The sequence below is a fragment of the Mycobacterium sp. 1245852.3 genome (assembly GCF_001669335.1).
In the GTDB taxonomy this organism is placed as follows: domain Bacteria; phylum Actinomycetota; class Actinomycetes; order Mycobacteriales; family Mycobacteriaceae; genus Mycobacterium; species Mycobacterium europaeum_A.
Genome location: NZ_LZLL01000097.1, coordinates 1 through 18,836 on the forward strand (window position 1 = coordinate 1; position 18,836 = coordinate 18,836).

The following is an 18,836-nucleotide window of genomic DNA, read 5'->3' on the forward strand; positions in this document are numbered from 1 at the left end:
CCGCCGCCCTTGCGATCGCCACTAGTCGATGGTGGCGACCCGCCGCGCCCGGCTCCGCCGCCCTTGCGATCGCCACTGACGGTGTAGGCCGTGCCCCGGGGTTCGCGCTCCCACAGCACTTCGCCGGCGCCGACGGTCGTTCCCGCAGCGATCAACTGGCGCTTGAGCACCTTGTGCGTGGCGGTGCTGGGCAGGTCGGCCGCGATCCGGACGTAGCGCGGGCGGGCCTTGGGAGACAGGTCGGGCTGGGCGTCCAGGAACGCTTCGAACTCCGCGGCGGTCAGGCCGTGACCGTCGTTGAGGACGATCGCGGCCATCACCTGATCGCCGACGTGGCCGTCGGCCACGGCGTAGACAGCGACCCGGCTGATCGCGCTGTGGCGCAACAGGATCCGTTCGATCGGCGCCGCCGCCAGATTCTCGCCGTCCACGCGCATCCAGTCGGCGGTGCGCCCGGCCAGGTAAATCCAGCCGTCGGCGTCCCGGTAGGCCAGGTCGCCGGACCAGTACATGCCGTGGCGCATGCGTTCGGCGTTGGCGTCCGGGTCGTTGTAGTAGCCGGTGAAGAAACCCGAGCCCGCCGTGTTGACCAACTCGCCCACCGCTTCGTCGGCGTTGACCAGCGCCCCGGCGGCGTCGAACCGGGCGACCGCACATTCGGTGACGGTGTCGCTGTTGTAGACCGCGACCCCGTCGGCGCCGCGGCCGATCGAGCCCTTCGGGGTGCCGGGTTCGCGGATGATGATGACGGCGTTCTCGGTGGACCCGAAGCCGTCCTCGACCTGCACACCGAACCGGCGACCGAACTCCTCGATGTCCTTGTCGTTGGCCTCGTTGCCGAACGCCACCCGCAGCGGATTGTCGGCGTCGTCCTCGCGTTCGGCGGTGGCCAGGATGTAGGCCAGCGGCTTCCCCACGTAGTTCATATAGGTGGCGCCGTAGCGGCGGACGTCCTCGAGAAAACTGCTCGCCGAGAATTTCGCGGGCACGATCGCCGCACCCGAGCACACCGCCGGCGCCCAGCCCGCGACGACCGCGTTGGAGTGAAACAGTGGCATCGACACGTAACAGGTGTCCTGGTCGGTGAGGGCGAAGCGGTCGGCCAGGCTGAGACCGGCGACGGTGGCCATGAAGTGGGATACCTGGACGGCCTTGGGATTCCCGCTCGTGCCTGAGGTGAAGATCATCATGAAGGCGTCCATCGCGGTGACCTGCCGATGCGGTGTCAGTTCGCCTGCGGTGCCGACGAATTCGGCCCATTGCGGTGTCGAGGTGTCGAGGATCTGCGTGCCGGCGAGGTCCAAGCCGTCGAGCAGCGGCCGATGTTCGGCATCGGTCACCACGAACTGACAGTCCGAACGACGGACATCGGCGGCCAGCGCCTCACCGCGGCGCGTGTCATTGAGGCCGCACAGCACGTAGCCACCCAGCCCGGCCGCCGCCATCTGGCTCAGCATCTCGGGCGTGTTCCCCAGCAGGGCGCCGACGTGCACGGGCCGTTGCGGATCGGCGGCGGCCAGCAGCGCGGCGGCCCGCGCCGCGGCGCCCTCCAGATACTGACGCCAAGTCCATTCCAGGTCATAATATTTCACCGCGATGGACGGATCGGACCGGCGCTTGTTCAGCAGCGCTTGAATCGTGTCGTCAGCCATCGGCCGGATCCACCTTCACTTAACCCATCCTGCGAGACGAGACGGTCCGTCTTATACTAACTGTCGGCTCGGCCCGCAGGTAAGTGGCCTGCCGCCTTGCGCCACGCATGGGTGAAGTTTTCACACTTATTTCGCTCACGATTCCGCTTCGGGGCCCGCGTGTATAGCGGATCCGTTCGTCTCGGACGGTCATCATTGGCCCCATGCTGTTTGAGCTGCACCGGTCGCTGTTGCTGTTACGGAATCGAGCGCGTGAACTTCGCCGCGAAATCTCACAGTCGCGATCGTCGCACCTGTCCGGCCGGCGGCATGGCCGCAGGGGATCATCGACGGGCGACGGCCAAAGTTAATGCGCGGCGGCGCTATCCGCCCACCATCATCAGCCCGCCGTCCACGGCCAGCAGCTGGCCGGTGATGAAACCCGCGCCCGGGCCGGCCAGGAAAACCAACATCGGACCGACGTCGCGGGCGGGCTCGCCCAGCGTGCCCCCGAGCGGGATCATCATCTTCATCTGCTGGTCGATCAGGGCCGCGGCGTCCGGACCGAGGAAGTCGCGGAGCCGGTCGGCGCCGGGTGTCTGGACCGCGGGGGCAAGCGCGTTGACGGTGATGTTGTCGGCGGCCCAGGCTTTGGCGGCCGACCGCGTCCATGCCTGCACCGCGCCCTTGGTCGCGGCGTAGACGGCCGAGATCGGGCTGCCCATCACGGCTTCCGACGATCCGAAATTGATGATCCGGCCGCCCTTGGGGTCCTGGTCCTTCATGACCGCGTAGGCGGCCTGGTTGGTGAGGATGGTCGCCTTGATGTTGGTGTCCAACAGAAACGAGATGTCGTCGGAGCCGATGTAGCCGGGGATGCCCGCCTGCCACAGGCCGGCGGCGTTCACCAGGACCTCGAGCCCGCCGAGGCGTTGTGTCGCCTCGCAGACCATCACCGATACGGCCTCGGCCTCGCGGACGTCGCACTGTAGCCACTCGGCCGCCAGGCCGTCCGGCGGCGGCGTCTGGTGATAGGTCGCTGCCACCTTCGCTCCCGCCGCGGTGAGCACCTCTACGGCCGCCGCGCCGATACCGGTGGCGCCACCGGTGACCAGGATCCGCCGTCCTTGCAGTGGTGCTGTCACATCCGGCATGGCGGCAACCTTATCGGGCCTAAGCCGGCGCCACTTCAGTTCCCGCAGAACTGCGACATCGGGTCCCCCGCCGGCGGCCCGAGGCCCGCGCAAACACGGCGACTCTCGCGCAAACCGTAGCTGCGGTAAGCAGCGCCTATGTGCTTGTCGCATAGCACCATTCCCCAATGACAGTTCCGACCGTGCCGCCCACTGAATGGGCGCGACGTACGGCCAGGTCTCGCGCCGAAGCTAATGTCGCCGCCATGAGCCGCAACGAATTCGATGTGCGAAGGGACTCCTCGGCAGTGGAAGCCACATCCGATTATTTGACGGCGTAAACACCGCCTCGAGTTCACCGTCACGCGTTTGTCCGTGATGACAACAACGACGTCCAAGTCAATTCGATCACGGCAGAAGGAGGATTCGGTGGGGAGGATTCGCGAGGACGCGGCGGAGCTGTTCATCGATGGGGAGTTCCGCCCTGCCAGCGCCACTTCGCCTGTCTTCGAGGCCGCGACCGAAAGGCTGCTTGCCCAGGGGCCCAGCGCTCGCGAGGCCGATATCGACGACGCGGTGGCCGCGTCCGGGGAGGCGTTGCACGACTGGAGGAGCACCCCGGCGACCGAACGAGCCAGGCTCCTGGAACGAATGGCCGACGCCCTGGAGGCGCGCGCCGAACACACCAGCGAACTGTGTACCCGCGAGACGGGCGCGCCGATCGCTTTTTCCCGGAACGGTAACGGGCTGCTGCCTGCGGCGGTACTGCGCTACTACGCGACGCTGATTCAGAAGCTCGATGTCGAAGAGGTCAGGCCTAGCGCAAACGGGCATACCATCGTGCGCCGCGAGCCGGTCGGCGTGGTCGGCGCCATCGTGCCCTGGAACGTCCCGCAGGTGCTGGCGGCGGTCAAGTTGGCCCCCGCGTTGGCGGCCGGCTGCACCGTAGTCCTGAAGCCCGCACCGGAAACAGCCTTGGACGCAAGGGTATTCGGCGAAGCCGCCGCGGAAGCTGAACTGCCGCCGGGCGTGCTCAACGTCGTTGCCGGCGGTGACGACGCGGGCGCCTACCTTGTCAGCCGCCCCGGTGTTGACAAGGTGGCGTTCACCGGCTCGACGGAGGCGGGTCGTCTGATCGCGGAAACCTGCGGGCGGCTCATGCGACCGGTCACCTTGGAACTCGGCGGCAAGTCCGCCGCGATCATCCTCGATGACGCCGATCTGGATGCGACATTGGATGGGCTGCGCAGCTGGTCGTTCGGCAATAACGGACAGCTGTGCGTCGCGAATTCGCGGGTACTCGCCCCCGTTAACCGCTACGGCGAAGTCGTCGACGCGTTAGGAGAAATGGCGAACTCGCTCGTCGTTGGGGATCCGCTCCACCCAGGCGTCGATATCGGCCCCCTGGTGAGCGCCCGACAGCGCGACCGGGTGCTGGATTACATCGAGACGGGAAAAGCCGAAGGCGCAACGCTGGTAACAGGCGGCGGGGTTCCCGCGGGGCAGTCCACTGGTTGGTATGTGGCGCCGACAGTGTTCGCCGATGTGCACAACTCGGCTCGCATCGCCCGTGAGGAAATCTTCGGACCCGTGGTCACGGTAATTCCGTACCGCAGCGACGCTGAAGCCGTCGAAATCGCCAACGACTCCGACTTCGGTCTGGCCGGCACCGTCTGGTCGCGCGACGAAGCGCGGGCAACCGAGATCGCCCGCGCCGTGCGCACAGGAACCATTGGCATCAACCATTACGCTCTCGATCTCGATGCCCCCTTCGGCGGAGTCAAAGCAAGCGGTATCGGGCGGGAGTTCGGGCCGGAAGGCCTAGCCACTTATCAGACCGTCAAGTCGATGGCTCGCATCGGTGCCCCGATTACCGAGACGTAGTCGGTCCGCAGCAGACATCCAGGCGCGGGTCCTCAAAATGAAGGGTTGACAACGTGTGTGGCATTACTGGCTGGATTGCTTTCGAGCGTGATTTGACGCGTGAGCGTGACGTGCTTGATGCGATGACCCTGACGATGGCGTGCCGTGGCCCGGACGCGTCGGGTGTGTGGTCAGAGCGTAATGCGGCGCTGGGCCATCGCCGCCTCGCGGTGATCGACCTGCCGGGTGGTGGGCAGCCGATGTCAGTTTCGACCCCGCAGGGTGATGTCGCCATGGTCTACAGCGGCGAGGTCTACAACTTCACCGAACTGCGAGACGAATTGGTGGCGCTAGGCGAGCGCTTCAAGACGTCCAGCGATACCGAGGTGGTGCTGCGTGGCTATCTGCGGTGGGGCGATGCGGTGGCTGATCGCCTCAACGGGATGTACGCGTTTGCGATCTGGGATGCGCGGCGCCGCACGCTGGTAATGATCCGCGACCGGATGGGCATCAAGCCCTTTTATATCTATCCGACAGCGGACGGGGTGCTGTTCGGTTCCGAACCGAAGGCCGTCTTGGCGAATCCGATGGTCAAGCGCGTCGTGGACATCGATGGCCTACGCGAGATGCTGCTGCCGATCAAGACTCCGGGGATGGCCGTCTGGAAAGGCATGCGGGAGGTCGAGCCCGGCACGGTCGTCACCGTCGACGAGCGTGGTATCCGTGAGCGCACCTATTGGCGGCTGGAGTCGCGGCCCCACACCGATGACGAAGAGACGACCGTTCGGCGGGTGCGCGAGCTGCTCGACGACATCGTGCGGCGGCAGCTGGTGGCCGATGTTCCCAAATGCGTATTGCTTTCCGGCGGGCTGGACTCGAGCTCGATCACCGCACTGTCTGCGCGTCAGTTGAGCGTTCCGGTGCGAAGCTTCTCGGTGGACTTTGCGGGGCAGGCCGACAATTTCGCCCCCGATCAGGTGCGCTCGAGCTGGGATACCCCCTACGCGCGCGATGTGAGCGAGCACGTTCGTTCCGAGCACACCGAAATCGTGCTCAACGCCGATGATTTGGCGGATCCGGATATCCGGCGTGCCGTGATCGTCGCCCGCGACCTGCCGGCGGGCGGGGGTGACTTGGACGCGTCGTTGTACCTGTTGTTCAAGGCGATCCGCAGGCACTCGACGGTGGCGTTGTCGGGTGAGTCCGCGGACGAGATCTTCGGCGGTTACCCACAGTTCCACGACCCCGTCATGCAGCGCACCGACGACTTCCCCTGGCTTGCCGCCATGGAACTGATGAAGGGGAATGCCGCTGGCGTGTACACCCGACCGTTGCGCTCGGCGGTCGACCTGGACACGTACAAGCGCGAGCGCTACACCGAGGCGGTGACCGAGGTGGCCAGCGTTGAGGGTGAGGACGATTTCACCCACCGGATGCGCGTTATGAGTTACCTGCATCTAACGAGGTTTCTGCGGATCCTGTTGGACCGCAAGGACCGGATGAGCATGGCGGTGGGCCTAGAGGTGCGGGTGCCGTTTTGTGATCACCGGTTGGTGGAGTACGTATACAACACGCCGTGGTCCTTGAAGGCCTTTGATGGGCGGGAGAAGAGCCTGCTGCGCGGCGCCTGTCGTGACCTGCTGCCCGAATCGGTGGTGCGGCGGGTCAAAGCCCCCTACCCGTCGACGGCCGACCCGAGGTACGGCGAACAGATCCAGCGGCAAGCCAAGGATCTTCTCGCCGGGGACAGCGACGCACTGTTCGGTCTGATCGAGCGCTCCAGGCTCGAGGAGCTGACCAGCCTCGACCCGGAAACGCTGCCAACAGGTGCTCGGTACCAGATAGAGCAGGCGCTGGACGTGGCCAGCTGGCTCGACCTGTACCAGCCCGAGGTCGTCTTCTGACCCACTGGCCGCGTCGCAGACTTCCGGTGCATGTAGCCCCGCACCGGCCTGCCGCGCGGGATGCCTAGGCGCGCACCGCAATCGATGACAGCAGATCGGCGAGCCGATCGGGCTGATCGACCATCGAGAACGTCCGTGCCCCCGCGATGACTTCGAGGCGGGCATTGGGAATCGTCGCGGCCAGCCGCGCCCCGTCTTCCTGCTCGAAGAACACGTCGTCGGCCGACCACGCGATGAGCGTCGGCTTGTCGAAGTCGTAGAGCCGGGCCGCCACCGTCGTCGTCACCTCGGTGCGCATCGAAAGGGTGAACTGGCGCAGGTCTTCCGCGACCGCGGGGAGCGACAGCGCCGGGCGCACCCAGGCCTCGGTGAGCTCGTCGATGTTGCGATGCGCCAGGCCGTCGAACGCGCGCTTGCGCACGGCCGGCACCCGCATGGCCTGGGTCACGGTCCGGAAGGAGGGCTTGGTCTTCGCCGCGAGAATGACCGGCTTGAGGATCGGCGGCGGAAAGTGTTCGAACGCATCGCAACTCGTGAGCACCAAGGCACCCAGCCGTTCGCGATGGTGCACGGCCACCAGCTGGGTGACGACGCCGCCGGTGTCGTTGCCCACCAGCACCACGTCCTGCAGATCCAGCGCGGCAAGCACGTCGGCGACCATGCCGGCGACACCGGTGATCGTCCGGTCGGCGCCGCGGCGCAGCGGCTCGGGATGCGCGCCCAACGGCCAGGTCGGAGCGATGCACCGCAGGCCACGGGCCGCCAGGCGCTCACTGACCTGGCGCCACAGTTGCCCACCCATCATGTAGCCGTGCACGAACACGACAGGCCTGCCGTTTTCGGGTCCGGTTGCTTCGTAATGGATCGTTCCGGCACTAATGTCGATCGTCGACATAGCAAACTCCTACTTCGGGGATACACTTACAAACAGGCTGTCTGTTCGTAAGTTACCAACAGACTGTATGGAAAGCAAGAGACGGACCCAGGAAGAGCGCTCCGCGGCGACCCGCGAGGCGCTGATCGCGGCTGCCCGCAAGCTGTGGGGGCTGCGGGGTTACGCCGAAGTGGGGACGCCGGAGATCGCGACCGCCGCGGGGGTCACCCGGGGCGCGATGTACCACCAATTCGCCGACAAGGCAGCGCTTTTCCGCGAGGTCGTCGAGGTCGTCGAGCAGGACGTGATGGCGCGGATGGCCGTGGTGGTGGCCGAATCCGGGGCCGCGACGCCGGCGGACGCGGTGCGCGCCGCGGTCGACGCGTGGCTCGACGTGTCCGGCGATCCCGAGGTGCGCCAGCTGATCCTGCTGGATGCGCCGAGTGTGCTCGGCTGGGCCGAATTCCGTGATGTCGCCCAGCGGTACAGCCTGGGCATGACCGAGCAGATGCTCACCGAGGCGATCCGGGCCGGCCAGCTGGCCGAGCAGCCGGTGCGGCCGTTGGCGCATGTGCTGATCGGCGCGCTCGACGAGGCGGCCATGGTGATCGCCACTGCCGACGACCCGACGCGGACCCGTCTCGAAGTCGGGCAGGTGTTGCATCGGCTCATCGGCGCGATGTTCGACGCTCGGTGACACCCGTCGGCGGTTCGCTGAGCTGCTGAATATCAGGCTGCTCAGGCGTCGATGGTGGGACGATATTCCACGTGACGGACGGCCGGAGCATGTCGGCGGGGAGTGAAAGTACCCGTAGCGAGCTCGGCGCATCGATCGACGAGCTGGTCGACCGCGCCGTGTCCGCAATCAATCGTGGCGACCCTGTGACGGCGACGGTCTTAGCCGGTCAGGTACTTGCCATCGACCATGCGAATGCCGACGCCGAGGACTTGCTGTCGGCCACGCCCGGCGTGCGAGGGGAGATCCGGCGGCTCACCATTCTGTTCGCCGACGTGGTCGATTCAACCGTGTTATCGACCCGCCTGGAGCCGGAGGTCTATCGGCTGGTGATCGGAGGCTACCGGGACATCGTTTCGCGGACGGTTGACGGGTATGAGGGCCACATCGGTTCCACCAAGGGCGACGGATTGCTGGCGGTGTTCGGTCACCCGACTGCGCATGAGAACGACGTCAAACGGGCGGTGCACGCAGGCCTGGACATCGCCCGCGGGGTAGCAAGGCTCAGCGAGCAGACCCACCGCCGGTTCGGATTCGACATCGCGGTGCGCGTAGGGGTGCACCGCGGGCTGGTGTATTTGGACACCGCACAGGACGATGTGTACGGGTTGGCGGCGAACTTGGCCGCCCGCCTGTCGGGACTCGCGGCGCCGAATTCGGTGGTGGTTTCCGATCCGGTTGCGGCATTGGTGCGCAACGACTTCGAGCTCGAAGAGCAGCCCGCCGCCCCGGTCAAAGGCGTGGCCGGATTGATCGCTCACCACCGCGTCGACAGCGAACGTGCTGACCGACCGGCGCGCGTCCACGGACCTCTGGTGGGCCGCCATCGCGAGTTGACCCAGCTGCACACAGACTGGCGGCGCGCACAAGCGGGCGCGCTCAAGACCCCCGGGCTGTTCTTCTATGGCGAACCGGGCGTCGGCAAGAGCCGGCTCGTAGCCGAAGTCACGGACCTGGTGAGGCAGTCGGACGCGGAAGTTCTGGAGCTGGCCGGGTCGCCCTTCCACACCCATGTGGGCTTGCACCCGGTTCGCGCTCTGCTGGAGCGACGGTGCGGCATAACTCGCGAACTCGATCCGACGGAGCGGCTGCGTCTGCTGCGAGCCGAAATAGTTGCGCGCGAGCTCGATCCGAATACCGCCCTGCCGGCTCTCGCACCGGTTTTGGGAATCGGACCCGAACACGGCTATGAACCTCTCGAAGCCGAGGGCCGCAGGTTGGAGCAGTCGATCGCCGCGACGGTGCGCGACTACCTCACGGCCTGTCTGCGCGATGCGCCGGCGCTGCTCGTCGCCGAGGACCTGCAGTGGTTCGATCCCCCGACGCTGGAAGTGGTCGGGGCGATGCTGAACGCCGACAGGGGACAGCTACTCGTCGTGCTAACCAGTCGTGATGAGAAGTCGCTGCCGAAGGATTGGCAGCTAGAGCAATTCCACTTGTCGCCGTTGACGGACGGAGAGGCCGACATGCTCATCGGCGCGCTGGACCCGACAGCAAGCGCCGAAGAGCGCGCGGAGGTACGACGCCGCTGCGACGGGGTGCCCTTTTACATCGAGCAGGTCCTTGCGGGGTTGCACATGGCGCCGTCGGAGGGCACGCAGGTGCCCGACGCGCTGTACGAACCGCTTTTCGCACAGCTGCGCGCGGGCAACAATGTGGTGCCGGTGGTGGAGGCCGCCGCGGTCATCGGCCGCAACATCGATCGATCGCTGTTGATCGCGGTGGTGGACCTCGACGAGCAAGAGGTCGACGAAGTCATCGACCGTCTCATGGATGCGGGCGTGTTCGAACGCACCGGAAACGCCGGCTGCCGTTTCCGCCATGAGCTGCTTCGCGAGGTCGCCGACGAACTCGCTCCGCCGAGCGTGCGGCGCGCGCTGCATGCGAAGGTCGCCGACGCCTTGGTCAACACCATGACCGGTGACCCCGACTGGCCTTTGGTTGCCTCGCATTACGAGCAGGGCGCCCGCCACGCCGATGCCGCGTCGGCCTACCAACGGGCGACGGCCGCAGCACGTCGCCGCGGCGCCCTCGCCGAAGCCCGCACCTACCTGACCCACGCCCTCACCCAAGTTGAGCAATGCCCGCCGGGCCCGGACCGCGACCACCGCGAGATCGCCCCGCGGCTGGAACGCGGCTACCTCACTGCGACCGCCGAAGGGGCCCAAAGCCCAGTTGCTGCTGCGGATTTCGAGCGCTGCCTACAGCTTGCGGGTACCAATCTGCGCGACGATGAACTGTTTGCGACGCTGCCCGCCGTAGGCGCCTACTACCTTTGGCGTTCGGATTTGCGCCGGGCCGACTCGCTGTTACAGGCCGCGCAGGCGGCCACCGCGCATGGCCGAGAATGGTTCCGGCCGGCCCTCGCCGGCTCGGCGGGCATCGTGGCGTGGCTACGCGGTGAATTCGACAACGCAAGGGCATATTTCGAGCAGGCGACGGGTCTAGCTGAAGAATACGAACAGCGGATCCAGGCCATTTGGTTCGTCCCGCATGACCCGGTGGCCCTGGCACACGAACACCTGGCCTGGCACCGCCTGGTGCAGGGCGATCTCACCGGCGCCGAGGTGCAACTCAAGCGCGCCGTCGACCGCGCGAGCCAGCTCGGTTATCCACAAAGGCCCTATAACCATCTCTACGCCATCGACATGGACATCTGGGTCTGCGCCGAGACCGCTCAGTACGATCGCGCTCGCGAACTGATCCACGAAATAGCCGACACCGCAGACCGATACGGGCTCGACTATCTGTATTGGCAGCTGCTCGGCGCGACCGAAAAAGCGATGGTCGACGGGCAGGCCGCTATCGCTGCGCGCAATCGCGATCCCGCCTCGCTGGGTCCACACATCGAGGCCATGACGCAGGTGATCGAGGTCTGGCAGGCGCTCGGGGCCAGCACGTATAGGCCCTTCTATTGGTGCATTTTGGGACGGCTGTTGATCGCCGGCGAGCAGGTGGACCAGGCCCGTGCCCGTCTCGACACCGCGCTCCAATTCGCAGCCGACACCGGCGTGCATTTTTACGACGCCGAACTGCTGCGGGCCCGGGCGCAGACCCACGCGGAGTCGAATGCGCGCGCCGATGACCTCGCCGCCGCCCGCGAGGTCGCCCGCCGCCAAGATGCGCGGCTCTTTGAAATCCGCGCGAGCCTCGACGATTTCGAGCTGCGCGGGGTGCCGGCGCGAAAACACCTTATTGATGCCATCGAGAAGATCCCAAAAGACAGTCGGCTTCCCGAGCTTGCACGGGCGCGTGCGGTCCTTCGATAGCTCTGTGAAAGCGAAAGTTTCGTCAGTCTTCGCGAACCGCGGCGACGCCCGCGATGACGCCCTGGATCAGGCGGTCCAGGCGCTCGGCATCGTCGACGGCCGGCTGGCCCGCGACGAAGGTCAACATGATGCCGTTGATGAACGCCAGGGTGGCGGTCGCCTGGTCATCGACCAGGTCCGGATCCGGCGCGCTGTCGGCGGCATGCCATTGGGTGACGACACTGCGCGCCAGGGCGTAGAGCCGGTCGGCGGATTCGTTGAGGGCAGCGGCCAGTTCCGGGTCGCGGCCGGCCAGCAGCGCGAGTTCATAGCGGGCCTTGGCGCGCGTCAGCCAGGGTTCGCTGTTCACGTACATGACGATGCGGGCCAGGCCCGCGGTGCCGGCGAACTGGGTGGCGTGATTCTCGGCGAGCTCGGCCATCATCGAGAAGTCGGCGACGTCGAGCTCGGCCAGCCGTGTCGCCATGGCGTGCACCAGTGCCTTGCGGGTCCGAAAGTAGAACGACGTGGTGCCGGCCGGCACCCCGGCGTGGTCGTCGACCTTGGGATGGCTGACGCCATGCACCCCGTTGGCGCCCAGCAGCTCGATCGCGGCGTCGGCGAGCTGGCGGCGCCGCTCCGGCGCGTTGTGCTTTCTACGTGCAGCGATACGCCCCAGTTTATCCGGCGGAGGCGGCGGCGGCCCGGATCGCGCGAATCCGTTAGAACTGACCGCAGTTCGGTGTGGTGGGCTCGCCGTTGAAGCGCGCGCCGATCCATTGCATGGCCGGTTCGCCGTCGACCAGCATCGGCAGCGCGTGGTTGATGACGAGCTTGTTGAGGAAGGGTGGCTCTTCGTTGGTGCGGAATTCGACGTCGGCGTCCTGGGCGCACCAGTCGCGGCCCAGCTGGTTGGCCGCGGTCCAGGGCACCAGCGGGTCATAGCGATTGCTGTCGATCATGACCGGTGCGTTGGGTTTGAAGCGCCCGAGCCGTTGGGCCTCGAACAGGCTGTTGAACGGCTCCTCGTTCACCAGCTGGTTGATGTCCTCGGTGAAATAGGGCTGAATGTGGCGAAACATGAAGTCCAGCAGGGTCTGTCCGACGCATTGCCGCGATACCGATTCCAGCATCGCCAACCCGCGGGGCGTCATCTTGGAGCGGATGATGTCGGCGAACTCCGGATAGGCCGCCATGACGCTGTTGAGGGCGTACCCGACGACACCGACCAGCGCGCTGCCGTCGGCGTAGGGCAACAGTTCCTTGAGGTTGGCCGGCGGCGCGCCGGCGTAGGTGCCCACGATGTGGAGGTCCGGGGCGTATTGGGAGGCGAGCTCGGCGGCCGAAGCGGTCGCGCCACCGCCTTGCGAGTAGCCCCAAAATGCCACCGGCCCATGCGGATCCAACGACGTCCCGGGCAGCCGCATGGCCGCGCGGGCCGCATCGAGCACGGCCTGACCCTCGGCCACCCGGCCCACGTAGGTGTGCATGGACGGGGTGCCGAGGCCCTGATAGTCGGTCATCACGATGGCGAAGCCACGCGCGACCATGGTCGCGACGAACAGCTCCTCGTAGTTGAACATGATGTCCCAGCCACCCGAATAGTGGATGCCCTGGTTGAACATTCGCGACGGGGCGCACTGATTGCCCTGGCCCTGGGTGCCGGGCGCGTAGCTGATCAACGGCCGCGGTCCGCGCCCGGGCCAGTCGTTGTAGGGCTCGAAGTAGGTGCCGGTGACCGCGATCGGATTGCCGCGGGTATCGGTGCTGCGGTACATGATCCGGGTGCCGGTGGCCATGATCGCGCCCAGTTGTCCGGAGGGTTCCAGCACCAGCCGCGAAGGCTCGGTACGGATCAGATCGCCAGGCTGGCCGGGCGGTAGCGGGTCCGGCGGGGTGTAGAAGTCGGCGTACTGCGGTTCGTCACCGCCGTCGGCCCGCGCATTTCCCACTCCCACGAGTGCGCACGCAATTACCAGCAGTACTGCGAAAATTCCCCCGGCCCGATGCATTACGGAACGGTAACAATCACCGGGCCGTCAGCGGAAGAGCAATCTCTAAATTTTTAGAGATTGAATTGTCCGGCGCATGTTTTTGGCCGAAGAATTGCCAGGTGGTGCGGTGGCGCCCGGTGCATGAAGCCGGAATCCGTTGACTAGCAGTCGCTACGGCGTCTTGAGGAAGACGTCGTTGAGCGTGACGGTGCGCAGGTTCCGGTCGCGGATGATGTCGACGAGTTGCGGGTAGACGTGCGTGACCGGCAGATGATTGAGGTGCCCGATCACGATGGCCTGCGGCGTGAAGTACTGATCGGCCATCTGGACGATGTACTCCTCGGTGATCAGCGTCGAGTCCGACAGGGAGCCCGACCACAGCGTGGGGACGTGGTAACCGAGGTCGGCGGCCACCGCGTCGACGGCGGCGTTGCGCTTCGCGTATGGCGGCCGCCAATACGGCTTGGCACCGATGCCGTACGTCTTCTTCAGGAACGCGTCGTTGCGGGAGAGCTGTTCTGCCACTTGGTCTTTGGTTAGTGTGGTCATGTCAGGGTGTGACCAGGTGTGGTTGCCGAGCTGGATCTGACCGCTGTCGACCAGCGGCCGAAGCAGCTCCAGGTTGTCCGTCCACGAGTCGTAGATCCCGTTCACGAAATAGGTCAGTCGTATGCCGGTGTCCTTCGCGAACTGCGTGTAGGCACGCACCACGTCGCTGTTGACGCCGTCGTCGACGGTCAGCGCCAGCAGGTCACCCTCGCCCGGGAGCTTCATCAGGGCGCCGCCGCCGGGCAGCGGTATGCGGGCGCTGGGCGGCGGGGGCGGTAACAGGGCCCGTGGGGCGGTCGGTCCGGAGGTCGGCACGTCGGCCGCCGGCGTCTGGGCAAAGGTGCGTGGCTGCGGATCGACGATCAGCCGGGCGGCGCCGACGCCGGCGACGACAGACGCGGCGAGCGATCCCAGGAACTGGCGGCGGTTCATGGCTGACAAGCGACGGCGTCGATCAAATGATCACGAGGCGATGAAAATGGCGAATTCGGCGCGAGGATTCGCACCCGGATTGTGGCGCGCTGCGCACCAAGCGGGTCCACGCAGGAACCGCCTTTGATGCAAAACATCGAGGCCACAGCAGCGAACCGTACCATTGGCGGCGCCGAGAAGTCGGCTCCGTTACGGGAGGGTCAGCTGTGAATTTCGCCGACCCTGGCTAATTCACGGTCCGGGCCGGCTGGTGAATCAGTGCGGTTCCCCGGCGGCCCGTTGCGGCAATTGCACCGGTTCGGTGCTTGGTGTGCCCAGCGTCGAGGCCAGCCACGGCAGTGCCGTGGCAAACGCCTGGGCGGCGAACGGCCAGTCGTGCTTGCCCGGTTGGGTGACCACCGCGCAGGCGATGCCGTGGGCGATGCCGACGGCGCACAGCGAGTTCGCCGCGGCGTCCTGGCCTTCGGGGTTGGCGGCGGGATCGCTGCTGGACGCGGTGAGCGTGGGGCTGGCTTCCTGCGCGACCGTGCGCGCCTCCGTCGACGAGGGCACGTCGAACCATCCCGACAGGCCTTCGTAGTGGCCGTGCTTCGTCATGACGGTGACCGGGTCGAAGGCGGCCCACGCGTCGTGATTGCCGCCGAAGAGGCGGGCGACGGTTTGATCTGTGGAGCCGCCGTTGGGCCCACGGTCACCCGCGATGTCCACGAACGCGCTGAACAACTCGGGGTGCATGACGGCCAGGTCCACCGCGCAGGTACCGCCCATCGACCAGCCGGCGACGCCCCAGTTGGCGCGGTCGGCGCTGACGCCGAAGTTCGACACCATGAAGGGCACGATGTCCTTAGTCAGATGATCGGCGGCGTTGCCGCGGGGGCCGTTGACACACTCGGTGTCGTTGTCGAAGGAACCGGTGGGGTCGACGAACACCAGCACCGGGGAAAAGCCGTGGTGGGCGGCCGCGAAGTTGTCGATGGCGGTGAACGCGCCGCCCGGGCCCAGCCAGTCGGCGGGGGTGTTGAAGGCGGAGCTGATCATCATGACCGCGGGCAGCCGCGGCGGCGGATTGCTGTTGAACCAGGCCGGTGGCAGGTAGACGAGCTCTCGGCGGTGGGCGAAGTGCGAGCCAGAGGGGACATTGGCGTCGATGTCCACCGGCACCACCACGCCCTTGGTCGGCCTGGTTCCGGCGATCTGCATCTCGGTCACCCGCAGCCGGTCGATCTGGTCGGGCAGCGGCACCGACGTCAGCTGGTTCCACGCGGCGAGCGCGGTCGGAAAGTAACCGACCCAGCCGTTCAGCGCCATGCCGGCACACAGGACGCACAGCGGTATCGACACCAGCGCCACCCCGCGACGCCACCAGCGGACGCCCCGCCACCCCACCAGGAAGACCGCGGCGGCCAGACCGGTCATCGCGATCCAAAGCCACAGCGTCGTCGGTGCCGGGTCGCCGGCCACCCCGAGCGAGGTGATGTACCACCGCGCCAGCAGGGTCACCGCGACGGCCGCGATCAGCGCGACCGGCAGCACCCGCTTGAGCCAGCTCCCGGCACGCCATTGGATCGCCACGAGCAGCACGAGCAGCGCCAGCCCCTGCACGGCCGGCGGGAACCAGCCATGCAGCAGGGACAGTTGTCCGAAGAACTGCTCCAACGGTCGTGACCTTCGCTAGATCGATCGCTGTGCGGGGGTGCGGTGAATATCCGAGGGCCGGTCGGGGTCATCGAAGACGGCGGCCGGACCAACTATCCCATACGATCGCGGCCCGTCAGCCGACCGTTTCAGCGTGTGGGCCGAGCAAGGTCCGCTCGACCCTGCTGGCGCCCTCATGCGTCGTCGACGCCGCTGGTGAACGAGCGCAGCCGCAGGCTGTTGCCGACGACGAGAAGGCTGGAGACGGCCATCGCGGCGCCGGCGAACATCGGGTTGAGCATGCCGAGCGCGGCCAGCGGGATGGCGGCGAGGTTGTACCCGAACGCCCACAGCAGGTTCGTCTTGATCGTGGCCAGCGTCCGCCGGGACAGCCGGATCGCGTCCACAGCGGCCCGCAGGTCACCGCGGACGACCGTGAGGTCGGCGGCCCGGATCGCGACGTCGGTGCCGGTGCCCATGGCCAGGCCCAGATCGGCGGCGGCCAGCGCCGCGGCGTCGTTGACGCCGTCGCCGACCATGGCGACCACCTTGCCCTCCGATTGCAGGCGTTGCACCGCGGCGACCTTGTCGGCGGGCGTCGCGTCGGCGATGACCTGCGCGATCCCGAGCTCGTCGGCGACGCGGGCGGCGACGCCCGCGTTGTCGCCGGTCAGCAGCACCGGCGTAAGGCCCAGTCGGGTGAACTGTCGGACCGCCTCGGCGCTGGACGGTTTGATCGTGTCGGCGACCACCAGGATGCCGCGGGCCAGGCCGTCCCAGCCGACTACCACGGCGGTCTTGCCTTCCGCCTCGGCGCGGGCCTTGGCCGCCGACAGCGCGGCGTCGAGGTGCATCCCGCGTTCGGTCAGCAAGCGTTCGCGGCCGACGACGACCGCACGCCCGTCGACCGTGCCCTGCACGCCGTCGCCGTCGATCCCGGTGAAGTCGGTGGGAGCGGGCAGCGCGCCGAGTTGGGCCACGGCACCCCGGGCGATGGCGCGCGCGACGGGATGTTCGGAGGCGTCTTCCAGGGCCCCGGCGTAACGCAACAGCGTGCTGCGGTCGGTCTGCGGGCCGGGGATGACGTCGACCAGGGTCATCTTGCCGGTGGTGACGGTGCCGGTCTTGTCGAGCACGATCGTGTCGACGCTGCGCGTGGCCTCGAGCACTTCGGGCCCGTTGATGAGCACGCCGAGCTGGGCGGCGCGTCCGGTGCCGACCAGCAGGGCGGTCGGAGTGGCCAACCCCAGCGCGCACGGGCAGGCGATGATGAGCACCGCGACGGCCGCCGTCAGCGCGGTGGTGAGCGAGAAGCCCGCCGCGAGCCAGCCGGCCAGCGTCGCCACCGCGAGGCCGATGACCACGGGAACGAACACCCCCGAGACGCGGTCGGCGAGGCGCTGCGCCCGGGCCTTGCCGGATTGCGTCCGCTCGACGAGCCTGGCCATCTGCGCGAGCTGGGTGTCGTCCCCGACCCCGGTGGCGCGCACCACGAGCCGGCCGCCGACGTTGACGGTGGCGCCGGTGACCGCGTCGCCCGCACCGACCTCGACCGGGACGGACTCGCCGGTCAGCATGGCGACGTCGACGGCCGAGGAACCCGCGACGACGATCCCGTCGGTGGCGATCCGTTCCCCGGGACGCACGACGAACTCGTCGCCGACCGCGAGGTGCTCGATCGGGATGCGGGTCTCGGCACCGTCGCGTAGCACCGCGACGTCCTTGGCGCCCAGTGTCAGCAGCTCGCGCAGCGCGGAGCCGGCCGCCCGCTTGGACCGCTTCTCGAAATACCGGCCGGCGAGCACGAACAACGTCACACCCGCGGCGACCTCGAAGTAGACGTGGCACGGGGCGCCGTCGCGCCCGACGGTCAGCTCGAAGTCATGTTGCATACCCGGTTGGTCGGCGGCCCCGAGAAACAGGGCGTAGATCGACCACAGGAATGCCGCCAGGGTGCCGAGCGAGACCAGCGTGTCCATGGTTGCGACGCCGTGCTTGAGGTTGGTCCAGGCGGCCCCGTGGAAGGGCCGGCCGCACCAGACGACGACCGGTGTGGTCAGGGCCAGCGAAACCCAGTGCCAGTGCGGGAAATCCCACGCGGGCACCATGGCCATGGCGATGACGGGCCCGGCCAGCACGATCGCGGTGGCCAGCCGCCGGCGCAGCGAGGCCAGCTCCCGGTCATCGGGTGTCGAGCCTCGCGGCAGGGCGGCGGTGTACCCGGCTTTTTCGATCTCGCCGATGAGAATCCGCGGGTCGTACCCGGCGGGGGCCGTGACGGCGGCCTTCTCGGTGGCGTAGTTGACGGTCGCCGCGACGCCGTCGAGCTTGTTGAGCTTCTTCTCGATCCGGGCCGCGCACGAGGCGCAGGTCATCCCGGTGATCTCCAGCTCGATGCGGGACGGGGTGGTTGCGGCGGCGCGATTGATCTGTCGTGGGGGCGTGCTCATGCGACCAGGACGGCCTCATAGCCGGCCTCGTCGACCGCGCCGAGGACGGCATCCGCGTCGATGGGCCGTGCGCTGGTGACGACGAGCCGGCCCGTGGCGGCGCTGACCGCCACCTCCTGCACGCCGGGAATCTGGGCGACCTCGCTCTGGACGGCGGCCTCGCAGTGCCCACAGCTCATCCCGCTCACCCGATATTCGCTGGTGGGCATGCCGCTCCTTCTTCGCTTCCCCGGCAGGTCTGGACTCCTCCATTCTGCCTGCACGGCCCGGCGGGCTATTGGCGCAGGTGGGATCGACTGCCGGGATTAGGCTGCCGGGTAGCGGAAGGAGACATCATGACCGTCACTGTCGTCGACCGGGGTCCCCGCCAGGTGAGCCGCAGGGTCG

The 18,836-nt window shown here is 67.4% G+C and carries 13 protein-coding genes; 4 read left to right on the top strand and 9 right to left on the bottom strand.

Annotation, left to right across the window (positions count from 1 at the left end; translation table 11 throughout):
• Positions 1–1,652, bottom strand: a 1,652-nt coding sequence (gene fadD1, locus A9W96_RS04160) for a fatty-acid--CoA ligase FadD1 (protein ID WP_231999584.1), incomplete at its 3' end; no start/stop codon positions are given.
• A gap of 362 nt (positions 1,653–2,014) precedes the next feature.
• Entirely contained in the window at positions 2,015–2,776 is a 762-nt protein-coding gene (locus A9W96_RS04165; RefSeq protein WP_156765107.1) for an SDR family NAD(P)-dependent oxidoreductase, read from the bottom strand.
• 417 nt (positions 2,777–3,193) lie between these two features.
• On the opposite strand from A9W96_RS04165, the gene A9W96_RS04170 reads away from it, so the two are divergent.
• Together A9W96_RS04170 and asnB are read left to right on the top strand one after the other, a co-directional pair.
• Positions 3,194–4,648: an aldehyde dehydrogenase gene (locus tag A9W96_RS04170; RefSeq protein ID WP_067138057.1), complete on the top strand. Its 1,455-nt coding sequence runs from the start codon at positions 3,194–3,196 to the stop codon at positions 4,646–4,648.
• Positions 4,649–4,701: 53 nt separating this feature from the next.
• On the top strand, positions 4,702–6,531 hold the full coding sequence (asnB, locus tag A9W96_RS04175) for an asparagine synthase (glutamine-hydrolyzing) (protein WP_067138059.1): 1,830 nt from the start codon (positions 4,702–4,704) through the stop codon (positions 6,529–6,531).
• Positions 6,532–6,595: 64 nt separating this feature from the next.
• Here the strand turns inward: asnB and A9W96_RS04180 are convergent, their stop codons facing one another.
• Positions 6,596–7,426 (bottom strand): alpha/beta fold hydrolase, encoded by an 831-nt coding sequence (locus tag A9W96_RS04180; protein ID WP_066868471.1) that lies wholly within the window; start codon positions 7,424–7,426, stop codon positions 6,596–6,598.
• 67 nt (positions 7,427–7,493) lie between these two features.
• Here A9W96_RS04180 and A9W96_RS04185 point away from each other — a divergent pair, with 67 nt between their 5' ends.
• Entirely contained in the window at positions 7,494–8,102 is a 609-nt protein-coding gene (locus A9W96_RS04185) for a TetR/AcrR family transcriptional regulator (RefSeq protein ID WP_067025696.1), read from the top strand.
• Between the two features lie 89 nt (positions 8,103–8,191).
• Positions 8,192–11,410 carry an adenylate/guanylate cyclase domain-containing protein gene (locus A9W96_RS04190; protein WP_067138068.1) on the top strand — a complete coding sequence of 1,073 codons (3,219 nt, stop codon included), beginning with the start codon at positions 8,192–8,194 and terminating at the stop codon, positions 11,408–11,410.
• Between the two features lie 22 nt (positions 11,411–11,432).
• Here A9W96_RS04190 and A9W96_RS04195 read toward each other — a convergent pair whose 3' ends face one another.
• The 6 genes from A9W96_RS04195 to A9W96_RS04220 form a co-directional block, all read right to left on the bottom strand.
• Positions 11,433–11,999, bottom strand: a complete 567-nt coding sequence (locus A9W96_RS04195) for a TetR/AcrR family transcriptional regulator (RefSeq protein ID WP_255362935.1) — start codon at positions 11,997–11,999, stop codon at positions 11,433–11,435.
• Positions 12,000–12,111: 112 nt separating this feature from the next.
• Complete coding sequence (locus A9W96_RS04200; RefSeq protein WP_197499397.1) at positions 12,112–13,401, bottom strand: lipase family protein; 1,290 nt, start codon at positions 13,399–13,401, stop codon at positions 12,112–12,114.
• Positions 13,402–13,554: 153 nt separating this feature from the next.
• Entirely contained in the window at positions 13,555–14,364 is an 810-nt protein-coding gene (locus A9W96_RS04205) for a polysaccharide deacetylase family protein (RefSeq protein WP_067138063.1), read from the bottom strand.
• Positions 14,365–14,619: 255 nt separating this feature from the next.
• Complete coding sequence (locus tag A9W96_RS04210; RefSeq protein WP_067138064.1) at positions 14,620–16,020, bottom strand: alpha/beta hydrolase-fold protein; 1,401 nt, start codon at positions 16,018–16,020, stop codon at positions 14,620–14,622.
• A 173-nt stretch (positions 16,021–16,193) separates the two neighbouring features.
• The gene (locus A9W96_RS04215) at positions 16,194–18,449 is read right to left on the bottom strand and encodes a cation-translocating P-type ATPase (RefSeq protein ID WP_067138066.1); all 2,256 of its coding nucleotides are present in this window, start codon (positions 18,447–18,449) and stop codon (positions 16,194–16,196) included.
• Positions 18,446–18,658, bottom strand: a complete 213-nt coding sequence (locus A9W96_RS04220; RefSeq protein WP_066878453.1) for a heavy-metal-associated domain-containing protein — start codon at positions 18,656–18,658, stop codon at positions 18,446–18,448. The genes A9W96_RS04215 and A9W96_RS04220 overlap by 4 nt, the downstream gene beginning before the upstream one ends.
• Positions 18,659–18,836 lie beyond the last annotated feature (178 nt).